The 14,374-nt window shown below is 58.7% G+C and carries 11 protein-coding genes and 1 tRNA gene; 6 read left to right on the top strand and 6 right to left on the bottom strand.

Translation table 11 applies throughout. The features are described 5' to 3' along the window. Positions 1-3: 3 nt before the first annotated feature. The 3 genes from CFBP4996_RS00450 (at position 4) to CFBP4996_RS00440 (ending at position 1,619) form a co-directional block, all read left to right on the top strand. Positions 4-79 (top strand) — tRNA-Thr (locus CFBP4996_RS00450). A gap of 821 nt (positions 80-900) precedes the next feature. Further along, positions 901-1,059, top strand: coding sequence for a YqaE/Pmp3 family membrane protein (locus tag CFBP4996_RS00445; RefSeq protein ID WP_080852721.1), 159 nt, complete (start codon positions 901-903; stop codon positions 1,057-1,059). A 317-nt stretch (positions 1,060-1,376) separates the two neighbouring features. Beyond that, positions 1,377-1,619, top strand: coding sequence for a DUF982 domain-containing protein (locus CFBP4996_RS00440; protein WP_003519998.1), 243 nt, complete (start codon positions 1,377-1,379; stop codon positions 1,617-1,619). A gap of 95 nt (positions 1,620-1,714) precedes the next feature. Here the strand turns inward: CFBP4996_RS00440 and CFBP4996_RS00435 are convergent, their stop codons facing one another. The 6 genes from CFBP4996_RS00435 to CFBP4996_RS00410 all read right to left on the bottom strand — a co-directional run bounded on the left by CFBP4996_RS00435 (position 1,715) and on the right by CFBP4996_RS00410 (position 9,569). Beyond that, positions 1,715-2,107: a PRC-barrel domain-containing protein gene (locus CFBP4996_RS00435; RefSeq protein WP_065654852.1), complete on the bottom strand. Its 393-nt coding sequence runs from the start codon at positions 2,105-2,107 to the stop codon at positions 1,715-1,717. 130 nt (positions 2,108-2,237) lie between these two features. Continuing rightward, positions 2,238-3,119, bottom strand: coding sequence for a helix-turn-helix transcriptional regulator (locus CFBP4996_RS00430; protein WP_020810555.1), 882 nt, complete (start codon positions 3,117-3,119; stop codon positions 2,238-2,240). Between the two features lie 109 nt (positions 3,120-3,228). Continuing rightward, positions 3,229-5,400, bottom strand: coding sequence for a TonB-dependent siderophore receptor (locus CFBP4996_RS00425; protein ID WP_233283551.1), 2,172 nt, complete (start codon positions 5,398-5,400; stop codon positions 3,229-3,231). Between the two features lie 197 nt (positions 5,401-5,597). Then, positions 5,598-7,274 (bottom strand): ABC transporter permease, encoded by a 1,677-nt coding sequence (locus CFBP4996_RS00420; RefSeq protein WP_080852723.1) that lies wholly within the window; start codon positions 7,272-7,274, stop codon positions 5,598-5,600. A 73-nt stretch (positions 7,275-7,347) separates the two neighbouring features. Beyond that, positions 7,348-8,364 (bottom strand): extracellular solute-binding protein, encoded by a 1,017-nt coding sequence (locus tag CFBP4996_RS00415; RefSeq protein ID WP_080852724.1) that lies wholly within the window; start codon positions 8,362-8,364, stop codon positions 7,348-7,350. Between the two features lie 149 nt (positions 8,365-8,513). Next, on the bottom strand, positions 8,514-9,569 hold the full coding sequence (locus CFBP4996_RS00410; protein WP_080852725.1) for an ABC transporter ATP-binding protein: 1,056 nt from the start codon (positions 9,567-9,569) through the stop codon (positions 8,514-8,516). 359 nt (positions 9,570-9,928) lie between these two features. Between CFBP4996_RS00410 and CFBP4996_RS00405 the strand changes: the two genes are divergently transcribed. From CFBP4996_RS00405 to CFBP4996_RS00395, 3 genes are all read left to right on the top strand, one after another. Next, on the top strand, positions 9,929-11,641 hold the full coding sequence (locus tag CFBP4996_RS00405; protein WP_080852726.1) for a long-chain fatty acid--CoA ligase: 1,713 nt from the start codon (positions 9,929-9,931) through the stop codon (positions 11,639-11,641). Between the two features lie 139 nt (positions 11,642-11,780). Then, entirely contained in the window at positions 11,781-13,406 is a 1,626-nt protein-coding gene (pgi, locus tag CFBP4996_RS00400) for a glucose-6-phosphate isomerase (RefSeq protein ID WP_080852727.1), read from the top strand. Positions 13,407-13,495: 89 nt separating this feature from the next. Continuing rightward, entirely contained in the window at positions 13,496-14,368 is an 873-nt protein-coding gene (locus tag CFBP4996_RS00395) for a Rossmann-fold NAD(P)-binding domain-containing protein (RefSeq protein ID WP_080852728.1), read from the top strand. Positions 14,369-14,374 lie beyond the last annotated feature (6 nt).

The following is a 14,374-nucleotide window of genomic DNA, read 5'->3' as shown; positions in this document are numbered from 1 at the left end:
CGGGCCGCTTTAGCTCAGTTGGTAGAGCACGTCATTCGTAATGACGGGGTCACGTGTTCGAGTCACGTAAGCGGCACCATTTTCCCAAATCCCAATCAACTCCAAAATTGCCAGTCATTGCTTTGGGCGGCTTTGCCCTGAGCTGCGCAACATGGAGCGTCGTCGCAACGTGATGGCCCTCGATATGACATCTCCATCTTGCCGCTGAATTGAACCGCCGGTTGCTTGTTCAGGTCCGGTTAAGAGCGCTTGCCTCAGGGTATTCGCCAATGGAACCGCGGACTTCATCACGCGTTTGAGTCCGTTATTGGGAGCAGAAATCATGAAGCTATTGAGCGCAGCAATTTGTCTGGTGTCGCTAGGCGTTCTGACCGGATGCGTCGATGATCCCGGCTATCGCACGGGGGGCTACTATACGACCGGTGTGTACTATCGATCCTATGACCGCGACCGTTACTACCGGGATTACGACCGCCGTTACTGGGGAGAACGAAGAGAGTGGCGGGATCGACGCGACAGGGACCGGGGCCAGGACCGGAGCGTAAGCGAATGGCGCAATCGGCCACAGCCGCCACAGCCCCGGACGGAGCCTAGCAGCGGAGGTCGCCGCGATGTACGCAACGCACCGGTCATATTGCCAAATGGTCGGGCAATTTATCCGGACTGACCGAAGCGATTGGCTTTCTCAGCCCTATCATAGATTTTGATAGTCTGTGTTTTCCCTTGTATTATCAAGGCGGCGGTGTTTTTGCGGCTACGGCGAACTCACCGCCCAGGCTTTTGCGACCTCCGAAAATTAAACCCGGCGCCTGTTAGTCACCGTAAAAGACGGTCACTTGAAACCAAACCGCCCACCACACGTTCTCCGGCAGGTCATAAATAACTGGAAAGCCTGTCATCGTGGACGTCATTCGTATCCTGATCGCCATCATCCTTCCGCCCGTCGGCGTGTTTCTTCAGGTTGGGTTCGGCCTGCATTTCTGGCTGAATATTCTCCTGACGCTGTGCGGTTATGTTCCCGGCATTATCCACGCGATCTGGGTGATCCTGCGGAGGTGACATCCACTCTCACCGGCGATGGGACGTCCGCAACATTTTAGTACGTTATTAAATTCTCATTGGCTGCTGGAACCTCGTCTTCTCCCTCACGTTATGGTGATGACACCAGCCAAGGAGAAAATCATGAACCAGATCATCTACATCGTCGGCCTCGTCGTCATCGTTCTGGCGATCCTGTCGTTTTTCGGCTTCCGCTGATCCCCGTTGTCAATTCGATCGCTTGCGCATATCCTAAGCAGCAGTGACACACGGCTGCGTTCATGGGTTGCTTCGCTGTCGGGTGTATTTCGGGATCGCGTTGCTCTGGGAGGTGCACGATGAAGAACGAGAGATGGACAGAGCCTGTCGAGGTCAATCTCGAGGCGAATGGCAAGAGTGTCATCGCCGGCCCCTTCGAAGCGTTGACATTATTGACCGAAGGCTGGCCCAAAATTGGCGGATTGAGCTTCGTGAGAGCGAGAAGCGCCTGCCGTGCCGCCCTTGACGGACGTAAATCGCCCGAAGAAGCACGAAAGTGCTTCACCGACGCGGTTTCCGAGATGCAGAAAAACCCGCATTGACGCACCCAAAAGAAAACGGCTCCTGAAAAGGAGCCGTTCTTTTATTTGCGACGCTTTCGGTGATCAAACAGCCGGAAGCGCTTTTTCTCTGGGCCTTACATCCAATAGGGTGCGACCCCATAATAATCATAGACCTTGCTGTCCTTGGCGTTCAGTAGGTCGTTATCATCGAGATTGGCGAAGTGCGGCGCATTTTCGATCTCTTCCTTGGTGAGATCGATGCGGTAGCCGTCGAGTTCTTCGTCATAATGCAGCTTTTCCCAAGGCAGCGGATAATAGTCGTCACCGATGCCGAGGAAGCCGCCAAAGCTCAAGACCGCATAGGCCACGCGCCCGCCGCGCTTTTCCAGAATGATGCGCTGGATCGAGCCGATATGCTTGCTGTCGGCGCCGTAGACGCGCGTGCCTTCCACCTTGTCGCTGGCGATCAGGCTCGGCGTATCCTTGACATAGGGGTCCTGTCCGGCGCGGGGTTCCTGATGCATCATGTGCCTTTCCTCCTTGATTTTCCTCGTTTGTGTCACGTCCGGTAAACCCCTCGACGGACAATTCGTTCCGCGGCGTTCCAGGCGCTTCGGCGGGAATTTTTTTGAAGGAGAATGGAACGAAAACGCGTCTTTATTGGCGGATTTTCTGCCAGACGGAGGGAGAAACACCGACCATCTTGCGAAAGACGCGGGAGAAATGCGCCTGATCCGAAAACCCGGCAGCAATGGCGATGTCGGTCAGCGCCATGTCGGTCCGCATCATCAGTTCCTTGACGCGATCGATGCGCGCCTGCATCTGCCATTGGTGGGGCGGCACGCCGGTGGAGGCCTTGAAGGCGTGGCTGAAATGCGATTGCGACAGGTTGGTGAGTTCCGCCAGCTCCTCCAGCCGGATCGACCGCAGGCAATGTTCGCGGATGTAGTCCGTCGCCGCCCTCAACTGCCAGGCGGCGAGCTTGCTGCGTTTTTTGACCGGCTCCCGTTTCACTTTCAGGAAATCCGTCAATAGCGCCAGCACGAGGCTTTCGCCATAAAGGTCATGCAGCGGATCGGGATTATCGCATTCGGCGGCAATCAGTCGCGCCAGCGCCAGCAGGCGCTCATCCTCGAACATCAGATGCGGATCGAGCAGGCTGTGCGGATCGAAGCCCTGCACCAGCCGGGCACCCAGCAATCCCGCATCGAAATGCAGATCGAGGTGGCGTACGAAGGAGACGTTGCTCAGTTCGGCATGCACATCCAGATCGGCGGGCACGAAGGAAATCCGGTTCGCCTTTGACGAACCGTAATTGTCGCGGCGGCAGCGGTTCATCATGAACCGCCCGTCATCCGTCCCGTCCATATCCAGCAGGAAAACGAAGCGCGGATCCTTGCCGACATAACGGCCGCCCGCCTTCGGGGCGCAACGCACATCCCAGAGATCGGCGACGATGCCGTTCCAGACCCGCGAGCGCGGCCCGCCGATGACGGCAAAACCCTCGATCTCATTTTCCATCCGCACGCGGAAAGCCATGGCCTCTCGATCCCGCAGGGCGCCATGGCGCCACTATAAACATGATAAATCTATTCATGTTTATAGTGGCAAACTGCTTTCCCCGCAACTGCCGGCCTTCGGCCAAGCCTTACCACTTCTTGGAAAGCTTGAAGGTGACGGTGCGGCTATCGCCCCAGCCGCAGACGGAGACGCCGGCGCAGCTCTTCACATATTCCTTGTCGAAGACATTGGCGACGTTGATCGATGCGGTCCAGTCGTTCTTCTCGTAGCGGATTGCGGCGTCGAAGACGGCGGCATCCGGCACGCGCAGCGTATTTGCCGCATCCGCCCAGGATTTGCCCTGATACCGCACGCCGCCGCCGAGGCTCAGGCCTTCCAGCGCGTCTGTGGTAAAGGCATAGTCCAGCCACAGCGAGGCGGTGTGGGCGGGCACGATCCATGGCGATTTGCCGATAAGGTTCGGATTGGCGTCGCGGGTAATCTCCAGATCCGTATAGGAATAGGAGGCGAGCGCCTTCCAGTTCTCGCTGAGATTGGCCTTGGCCTCCAGCTCGAAGCCGGTGGATTCCACCTGCCCGAACTGACCGCTCGTGGTGACCCCGCCGGCCGTATAGGAAACGATGGCATTGTCCTTGACCAGCTTGAAGACGGAAGCCGTGATGCTGCCATCGAAGAAGGTCGGCTCATATTTGATACCGGCCTCGAACTGGTGTCCCTCTTCCGGCGAAGCGGGAGTGCCATCCGCAAGCGTATCGATGAGCGGATTGAAGAAAGTGGCGGCCGAGACATAGGGTGTCAGCCCATTGTCGAATTCATAGGCGAGACCGGCGCGGCCGCTCAACGCATCGTCATTCGAGCGGCGGGAGAGGCCCGCAGGCAGCCTGTTGTTCAGTTCCGTATCGACATAGTCGTAACGGCCATTCAGCGTGACCAGCCAGCCATCGCCGAAGCGCAACTGGTCCTGCGCGTAGATGCCGATCTGCTGCTGGGTCACGATATTGTCGGCATAAACGAAATTCGTTCCCTGCGTCGAGCCATAGACCGGGTTGAGCGCACCGATTGCATTCGATCCGCAGCAGGCCTGCACCTGGTCCAGCCGGTAATATTTATAGTCGAGACCGAAGAGCAGCGAATGGTTGACCGCGCCGGTATCGAACTGGCCTTCGACCCGGTTGTCCACGCCGAAACTGTCGACTTTCGACACGCCATCGTAACCGAAGCGGGTCAACATATAGTCGTTGGTGGTGGCATCGAGGATCGGCTGGCCGTTTGCATCTGTATTGGCCCAGCCGCCGGCATAGGGTCCGGTTTCGTGCTTGTAGAGGTGACCATAACGGGCGTTCTGGCTGATCTTCCAGCCATTGTCGAATTCATGGCTGACCTCGTAACCCACCATGGACTGGTAGACGCGACCATTGTCGATATCCGGCTCGCCATAAAAGGCCTTGCGGTCGAGCTTACCGAAGGGCGCGTCGACCACCGTGCCGACATAGGGCAGGAAACCGTTGCCGATATGAACCTGATCGAGCGCCGAGAAATAGCCGTAGAGCGTGGCGCTTGTCTGCGCGTCCGGCTCGAAGGTGATCTGCGGCATGATGAAACCGCGCAAATCCTCGGAATAATCGGTGTAATTGTCGCCGCCGGAGACCTTGCCGGTGACGCGGTATTTCCACACGCCTTCACCATCGACCTTGTCGCCGAGATCGAAGCCGAAGAAGGCATTGCCGAAATTATTGATGCCGATTTCCGTTTCACGCACCGGCTCATCCTGCGTGCGCTTGCGGACCATTTGCACGATACCGCCGGGATTGGCGCCACCATAAAGCACCGAGGCGGGGCCTTTCAGAACTTCCACGCGCTCCAGACCGTAGGCATCCATCTGGAAACCGCCGAAACCGTAGCTGAACAGGTTCAGACCATCCAGAAACACGCCGGTCTGGGTGGCCTGAAAACCGCGAATATAAATCCAGTCCGTATCCGGGTCCGTGCCGAAGGGCTCCGCCGTCACACCGGGGGTGTAACGCAGCACCTCGTCGATTTTCGTCACCGCGCCACGGTCATCCATTTCCTGGCGGCCGACGACCGATACGGATTGCGGAATATCCCTGGTTTCCGTCTCGGTTTTCGAACCGGTCGCGCTTTTCTTCGCGACATAACCCCGGACCGGACCTGTCGCGTTTTCCGCGCCCTGCCCTTCAACGGTAATCTGCTGCAGAACGGTCGTGTCCTGCGCGTGGCCCATCGCTGGCGCCAGCAAAACAACGGCGGCCGTGCCCAAAGCCAGACGGCTCAAAAACATCCCATGCAAATTTTTCAAGATATGCCCCGAAACAGATCGCGGCCGATGTCCAAATCCGACAGGCCGCGGCACCTCAATTAAGCTGAGTATTTACATCAGGATTAAGGCAGGATGCTTGTCGTTTTCTGGCGGGATTTGAAGCTTATTGGCCTCTCGCACAGTTTTACGCCCGTCATTTATCGGACAGGGCTTCGATATCAGCCCTTGCGCCGGCCGATCCTTGCAAGCTGCATGACCGGAAGCATGCCGATGACGACGATTGCCAGCGCTGCGATTGCCGCTTCCTCATAGGTGCCGCGCGCCGCTTCGCCATAAAGATGGGTAGCGAAGGTTTCGAAATTCAGCGGCCTCAACAGAAGCGTGGCGGGAAGCTCCTTGACGCAATCGACGAAGATCAGCAGCGCCGCCGCCGCAAGCGACGCCTTGGATAGCGGCAGATGAATCTGGCGGAATGTCTGCGTCGCGGATCGCCCGAGCGTTCGCGAGGCGTGATCGAAGGATTGCGGTATGCGGCTGAGGCCGGCATCCACACCGCCCGCCGCAATGGTGAGGAAACGCGCCGAATAGGCATAGATCAGCGCGGCACCGCTGCCGATGAAGATGAGGCCGGTAGAGATGCCGAACCAGTCACGCATGGTCTGGTCGACAAACCGGTCGAAGCCGCCAAGCGCGATCAGCACGCCGATGGCGATGACCGTGCCGGGGGCCGCATATCCGACCGTCGAAAGCCGGTAGGACCAGAGCGATAGACGCCCCGGTGCAAGGCGCATGGCGTAAGCAACCGCAAGGCCGAGGATAAGGGTGATAACCGTCGCCAGTCCGGCAAAGACGATGGTGTTCAGAGCTTCATCGGCAAAGCGGGCGGAGAGGCCGCTGAAACGGAACCGTTTCCATGCCTCGATGACGAGATAGCTGGCCGGCGCCACAAAGCCGATCAGGACCGGCAGGCCGCCGAGTACGAAAGCGGCCCAGCCCTTCAGGCCGTTGAGTCGCAGCGGCTCCAGTTCCCTGCTTTTCTGCGCCGAAACCGCATAACGCTGCTTGCGCCGCGCCCAGCGCTCAAGCGCCACGAGGGCGACAACGATGAACAGCATGGAGAGCGCGATCTGCGCCGCACCCGGCAGGTCGGATTTCGTAACCCAGGTGGTGTAGACGGAAACGGTGAGCGTGCGGACGCCGAGGAATTCCGATGCGCCTATATCGTTGAGCGCTTCCATCAGGGCAAGGCTGATGCCGACCGCAATCGCCGGCCTCGCCAGCGGCACCGCGACCTTGAAAAAAGCTGCGCGTCTGGAAACGCCGAGCGTGCGCGCCGCTTCCAGCAGGTTGCCCGCCTGCGTCAGGAACATGGCGCGCACGGGAATATAGACATAGGGAAACAGCACGAAGCCGAGAAGGACGATGCAGCCCGTCATGGACCTTATGTCCGACAGACGAAATTCGCGCGGGCTGGAATAACCGAGCAGCCAGCGGATCGCACCCTGTACCGGTCCGATCGGATGCAGAATATCCAGATAGGCGTAAGCGACGATATAGGTGGGCATGGCCAGCGGCAGCAGCAGCGCCCATTCCAATATTTTGCGGCCGGGAAAATCATAGGCGGTGACCAGCCAGGCGGCATAGGTTCCGACGACACCGGCCAGCAGCCCGACACCGGCGAGAAGGATCGCCGTATCCGGAAGCGCCGTCCAGAGCACGGTCGAGCCGAGATGCACCCACAGGCCTTCGGAACCCTGCAACGCCTGCGAGACAAGCGCCAGAACCGGCACCATGGCGCCGCAAACCGCCAGCACGGAGAGGCACAGCCACCAGAAGGAGGATGAAAACCTGGCTCGGGCACGAGGTGTCAGTGGCTGGATGGCGTCTGGATTCATGTGCTTTCAGAAAATACGCGGAAAGGCGCCCGCAGATGCGAACGCCTTCCACCATGTTATCGCTGATTGGCCTTTACTTGTCGAAACCGACCTTGTCGACCAGCTCGCTCGCCTGCTTGCGATGCGAGACGATTTCCGTCAGCGGCTTGTTATCGATCTTCAGCGTGCCGAAGGAAGCGATGATCTCGTTGAGAGCCGCACCCTGCTTGACCGGATATTCGTAGTTGGCTTCAGCATAGATCTTCTGGGCTTCGTCGGAGACGAGATATTCCAGCAGCTTGACGGCTTCCGTCTTGTTCGGAGCATTCTTGGCCACAGCCGCGCCACTGATATTGACCTGCGTGCCGCCATTCTTGAAGGTCGGAAGAACGACCTTGATGGCGTCGCCCCACTTCACCTGCTCCTCGCCGCCCTTGCCCGAGCGCATCAGGCCGACATAATAGGAGTTGGCGATGCCGATATCGCAAATGCCGCCGAGGATGTCCTTGGCAACGTCGCGGTCGCCGCCGCCTGCCTTGCGGGCCAGGTTTTCCTTGACGCCGGCAAGCCACTTCTCGGTGTCCGCCGCGCCGTAATGGGCGATGTAATCGGCAAAGAGCGCCGTGTTATAGGGGTGCTGGCCGGCGCGAATGCAGACCTTGCCCTTCCACTTCGCATCCGCCAGATCTTCATAGTTGAAGGAGGCGAGATCGACATCCTTCGCCGCATAAAGAACGCGGGCGCGCATGGAGAGCGCGAACCAATGACCCTTGGCGTCGCGAAGTTCAGCCGGGATAGCCTTGGTCAAGGTTTCGGATTCGACCGCCTGGGTGACGCCCTTTTCAGCGAGATCGACGAGGTTGCCGGCATCCACCGTCATCAGAACGTCGGCAGGCGAGCTTGCGCCCTCGCTCAGAACGCGCTCGGCAAGACCGTCCTTCAGGAACACGGTGTTGACCTTGACGCCGCTTGAGGCGGTGAAGGATTCCAGAAGCGGCTGGATCAGGCCCGGTTCGCGGGTGGTGTAGATGTTGAGTTCCGCAGCGCTGGCCGTTCCGGCTGCAAAGGCAACCGTGCTGGCAAGCAGGGCAAATCTGGTAAATTTCGTCATGTTTTGTCTCCCTCTCCGATAGCGGCAATATAGAGGGAGCAGACATCATACCTGATGACCCAAATCAAGTTTTATTTCTCTGTTTTTCGGGCGGATTCGATCACCAAGAGTTGAAAATGGAGCGGAAACAAACATACAAATCCACTCACTCAACTTGCAGTAAATATCAGCACTCCCTTGGGATCGATACCGAAGCGCACCGCCGTCGTCCGGGCGGGTGTGCGCTGCATCGTCCTGACACGCAGATCGGCCGACAATCCGGGCACGGCTATGCCAAGCTGCTCGATCTCCCCGAGGAACACACGGCTCGATATTTCGCCGGCAATTCCTTCTTTCGCCGCACCGTCCTCGATGATCGAAATCGCATTTGGGCGAACATAGGCAATGGCGGCGAGACCGTCAGGCAGATCGGACGCGTCGCCCAGAAGCCCGAGCGGCGTTTCGACGCGACCCTGTCTTACCCGGCCTTCGATCTTGTTGAAGGCGCAGAAAAAATCGGCGGCATAACGGGTTTTGGGATGATCGTGGATTTCGTAACCCGTGCCGCTCTGCACGATGCGCCCACGCTGCATCAGAACCACACGGTCGCCTGCGGAAAGCGCCTCTTCCGGATCATGCGTCACCATGATCGCCGTCGTGCCCAGTTGCCGCAACAGGCCGAGCGTTTCCTCGCGCACGCTGTCGCGCAATCCCCTGTCCAGATTGGAAAATGGTTCGTCCATCAGGAGCAGGCCGGGCTGTGGGGCAAGCGCGCGGGCGAGCGCCACACGCTGCTGCTCGCCGCCCGAAAGCGTATGCGGATAACGTTTCGCCAGTTCCTGCAGGTGAACATGTTCGATCATCTCGGCAGCGCGGCGGCGGGCTTCCACCTTAGGCAAAGACCGAAGACCGAACATGACATTCTGCTCGACGGTCAGATGCGGAAACAGCGCATAATCCTGAAAGACAAAACCGATATTGCGCTTTTCCGGCTCGACGAAAACAGCGGGGCCGGCAACGACAGCGCCGTTCAGGGAAACGCTGCCATGGTCCGGTGTCTCCACACCCGCCACGATGCGTAGCAAGGTCGATTTTCCACAGCCGGAGCGTCCCACCAGACAAATGATTTCGCCGCGTTCGACGGAAAGATCGATATCGGACAGCACTTCCGTATCGCCGAATCTTTTCCCGACCGATTTCAGTTCAAGCGCTGCCCTGCCTGCCATTTCCAATCCTGCCCTGCTTTGCGAATTATGTTGATCGCTCAAATCAGGATTAAAGTCAAAAAAGCCGGGCAAAATGCTTTTCCCTTCACGAGTTGGCGAGATGTGCGGCAGCAATATTGACGTTTACGTTAGAGTTAAATAGGCTTTGCCGACGAGATGGACGTCAAGGGATTACGCGTCTATCATTCGTCACCGGGGAGCGAGAGGAGCGGTCGATCCGGTGACGCCACAGGGAGTTCCCTCAACCCGGCCAATTGAGCCGGCTGAATGCGGGAGCTTCGTGAACATCAGGCAGCCGAAAGCGCCTTTCACGCGTTTCAAGGAATGCGCGGCGCGACAAAGACTCTGGGAGGAGAAGCATGAGTGAACTGTCCCTGGGACACCCGGAAAACGTCAGCGCAGAGAAGCGCTGGCTGGCATCCTATCCGCCGGGCGTACCTTCCGAAATTCCCGCATCCGCCCATGCCTCCCTTGTCGAACTTCTCGAAAAGAGCTGTGCGCAATTTGCCGAACGCAAGGCCTTTTCCAGCATGGGAAAGTCCCTGAGCTATCGGGAACTGGACGCTGAAACCCGCGCGGTCGCTGCCTGGCTGCAATCCAGAGGGCTGGAAAAAGGCGACCGGGTTGCCGTGATGATGCCGAATATCCTGCAAAATCCCGTCGCCGTATACGGGATCCTGCGGGCGGGCATGATCGTGGTCAATGTCAATCCGCTCTACACCCCGCGCGAGCTGGAACATCAGCTCAAGGATTCCGGCGCAAAGGCGATCTTCGTTCTGGAAAACTTCGCCCATGTGGCCCAGCAGGCGGTGCCGAAAACCGCGGTGCGGCATGTGGTCGTCGCGGCGATGGGCGATCTCCTCGGCCTGAAGGGACATATCGTCAATCTGGTGGTTCGCAAGGTCAAGAAACTGGTGCCCGCCTACGCCATTCCCGGTTCCATCAGCTTCAAGGCGATGCTGAAGGAAGGTCAGGGATTTTCGCTGAAGCCGGTCAGCCTCACGGCGCAGGACATCGCCTTCCTGCAATATACCGGCGGCACAACCGGCGTATCCAAGGGTGCGGTTCTCACCCATGCCAATCTTCTGGCCAACAAGCTTCAGATCAGCCTGTGGCTGGACGCCGCCTTCAACGGCCGAAAGGACCGTCCGGAAGTTCTCAACTTCATCTGCGCGCTGCCGCTCTGCCACATCTTCGCATTGACGGTGAATTCGCTGATGGGCATTGCGCTCGGCGGTCATAATCTGCTCATCGCCAATCCGCGTGATATTCCCGGCTTCGTGAAGGAGCTGACGCATTATCAGCCGCATATTTTCCCCGGCATCAACACACTTTTCAACGCGCTGATGAATAATGAGGATTTCCGCAAGCTCGATCTGTCGTCGCTTATTCTGGTTCTCGGTGGCGGCATGGCGGTGCAAAGGCCCGTTGCGGAGCGCTGGCTTTCGATCGTCGGCTGCCCGATTGCCGAAGGTTACGGTCTTTCCGAGACATCGCCCGTTGCAACGGTCAATCGTCTCGATTCGACGGAATTCAGCGGCACCATCGGTCTGCCGATTTCCTCGACGGAAATCGATATTCGCGACGAGGACGGCAACAGTCTGCCAACAGGCGAAGTCGGCGAGATCTGCATTCGCGGGCCGCAGGTCATGGCCGGCTATTGGCAGCGGCCGGATGAAACCGCAAAAGCCATGACCGCCGACGGCTTCTTCCGTTCCGGCGACATGGGTTTCATGGACGAGCGCGGTTACACCAAGATCGTCGACCGCAAGAAGGACATGATCCTCGTTTCCGGTTTCAACGTCTATCCGAACGAAGTAGAGGAAGTGGCCGCCAGCCATCCGGGCGTGCTGGAATGCGCCGCAATCGGTGTTCCGGATGAACATTCCGGCGAAACCGTCAAGCTTTTCGTGGTCAAGAAGGACCAGTCGCTCACGGAAGCGGAGCTCAAGGCCTTCTGCGCCAAGAACCTGACGAACTACAAAAGGCCGAAAATCATCGAGTTCCGCACCGAGTTGCCGAAATCGAATGTCGGCAAAATCTTGCGGCGCGAATTGCGCAATCTGAACTGATTGTCTCGCGCAATGGGGAGAGCCGGGCGACCGGCTCTTTCTTTCGCCCCGGCCCTTTTCTTTTATCAAAGTCGCCTTGATTTGGCCGCCTGAAAAAGAATAGTTTCCTCATCCTTCCACGGAAGCCGAGGAGCACAAGATGCAGGCCACCATCGAAAAACTGAAAGCAACGGCGAGCAGCACAGCCGCAACCGATCTTCGCGCCGCCTTTGCGGCCGACGACAAGAGATTCAGCCGTTTCAGCGCGAAATTCGATGACCTGCTGATGGACTATTCCAAATGCGCCGTGAACGAAGAGATCGTCACGCTTCTCGAACAGCTCGCACGCGAAGGCGGCGTCGAGGCCAAGCGCGAGGAGATGTTCTCCGGCAAGGCAATCAACTTCACCGAAGACCGCGCCGTGCTGCATACTGCGCTGCGCAACCGTTCCAATACGCCGGTTCTCGTGGACGGCAAGGACGTGATGCCTGACGTAAACGCCGTTCTTACCGCCATGGGCAAGTTTGCCGATGCGATCCGTTCCGGTTCGCTGAAGGGTGCGACCGGCAAGAAGATCACCGACGTCATCAATATCGGCATTGGCGGTTCCGATCTCGGCCCTGTCATGGCGACGCTGGCGCTTGCGCCTTTCCATGACGGCCCGCGTGCGCATTTCGTCTCGAACATCGATGGCGCTCATATCGCCGACACGCTGAAGCTCGTCGACCCGGAAACCTCGCTGTTCATCGTCGCGTCGAAGACCTTCACCACAATCGAGACCATGACGAATGCCGCCACCGCGCGCCGCTTCATCGCCGAAAAGCTGGGTGAAAGCGCCGTCAAGCATCACTTCGCCGCCGTTTCCACCGCACTGGAAAAGGTTGCCGCCTTCGGCATCGAAAGCGACCGCATCTTCGGTTTCTGGGACTGGGTTGGCGGACGTTATTCGATCTGGTCGGCCATCGGCCTGCCGCTGATGATCGCCATCGGGCCGGATAATTTCGGCAAGTTCCTGGATGGTGCACATGCCATGGACAGGCACTTCCGCGAAGCGCCTATCCGTGAAAACCTGCCGATGCTGCTCGGCCTCATCGGCTTTTATAACCGCAACGTGCTGAATTATCCGACCCGCGCGATCCTGCCCTACGACCAGCGGCTCTCACGTTTCCCGGCCTATCTGCAGCAGCTTGACATGGAGTCGAACGGCAAGGGTGTGACCATCGACGGCACGCCCGTCGAAGGCCAGTCCGGCCCGGTCGTCTGGGGCGAACCCGGCACCAACGGCCAGCACGCCTTCTACCAGCTCATCCACCAGGGCACGAGCGTCATTCCGGCCGAATTCATGATCGCCGCCAACGGTTTTGAGCCCGAACTGCGCCACCAGCACCAGCTTCTCATCGCCAATTGCCTGGCGCAATCGGAAGCGCTGATGAAGGGCCGCACGCTCGCCGAAGCGAAAGCCCAGCTCACCTCCAAGGGCATGGAAGACAAACTCGCCGATTTCATCGCGCCGCATCGCGTCTTCACCGGCAACCGCCCCTCCATCACCTTCGTCTACGACAAGCTGACGCCGTTCGCGCTTGGCCGTCTGATCGCGCTCTACGAGCACCGCGTTTTCGTCGAAGGCGTGCTGTTCCGCATCAACTCCTTCGACCAGTGGGGCGTGGAGCTTGGCAAGGAACTGGCGACCGGCCTGCTTCCCGTCGTTGAAGGCAAGGAAAGTGCAGCCGGCCATGACAGCTCGACGCAGGGGCTGGTGAAGGCGCTGTCGGGACTGGCGGGATAAACCCCACACGCCGCAATTTACGAAAGCCGGAAGGTGACTTCCGGCTTTTTTCAATGCAGCGTTAATCGAATGTCGTTTTGGAGGCGTATATGCCGTTCCGGCAGGGTAAAGACTTTCTGGAGTTTCACGACCTGAGTGCGGACGCGATCTTCTCGATCATCGACCGCGCGGGCGCTCTGACCGAGGACTGGTCAAAGGCCACGATGCCACAGACGCTCAAGGGAAAACGCGTCGGGCTGATCGTTGATGACACCGGCTGGCGCAATACCGCAGCCTTCGATCTTGGTATTCAGACGATGGGCGGCATTTGCATTGCCGTTCCGATCAGCTTTAACGGCCGCGAAGACATTGCCGATCTGGCGGGTTATCTCGACAACTGGTTCGATCTGCTGATCGTCCGCACGAAAGAACTCTCGACACTCCGGGCGCTTGCAGCCGAGATGCGCGCGCCAGTCATCAATGCGAGGACGAAGTCCAATCATCCATGTGAAACGCTTGGCGATTTGGCCTATGTGAGAAGCGTAAGAGGCCGAATAGATGGCCTCAAAATCCTCGGTGTGGCACCGGATGCCAACATTTTACGCTCATGGGTCGAAGCCTCGATTTCCCTGCCCGTTCAGGTCACGCAGGTTTACCCCGATCAATGGCATGTCACTGATGCCGCGCTCGTCAATCCGAACTTCCGGGCAAGCCCGGACATGGCAGAGTTGCTGGACGCGGATGTGGTCATTACCGATTCCTGGCCCACCGGCGCGGATCATCATCTGATGGATTATTATCGCATATCCGCATCCCTTCTCGACAGGATGCGGCCCGATGCGATCTTTTTGCCCTGCCCGCCAGTCGCGCGTGGTCACGAGGTGACGGCGGACGCCATGGCGCACCCCGCCTGCCAGAGCCGGGCAGCGAAGGCATTTCTTCTGCATGCCCAGAATGCCCTGATGGAGTTTCTTCTCGCCTGAAACCCG

It is taken from the genome of Agrobacterium leguminum (assembly GCF_005144435.2).
Classification (GTDB): domain Bacteria; phylum Pseudomonadota; class Alphaproteobacteria; order Rhizobiales; family Rhizobiaceae; genus Agrobacterium; species Agrobacterium leguminum.
Note: the sequence above shows the minus strand (reverse complement) of the source record. Positions and strands in the feature narration are given on the sequence as shown.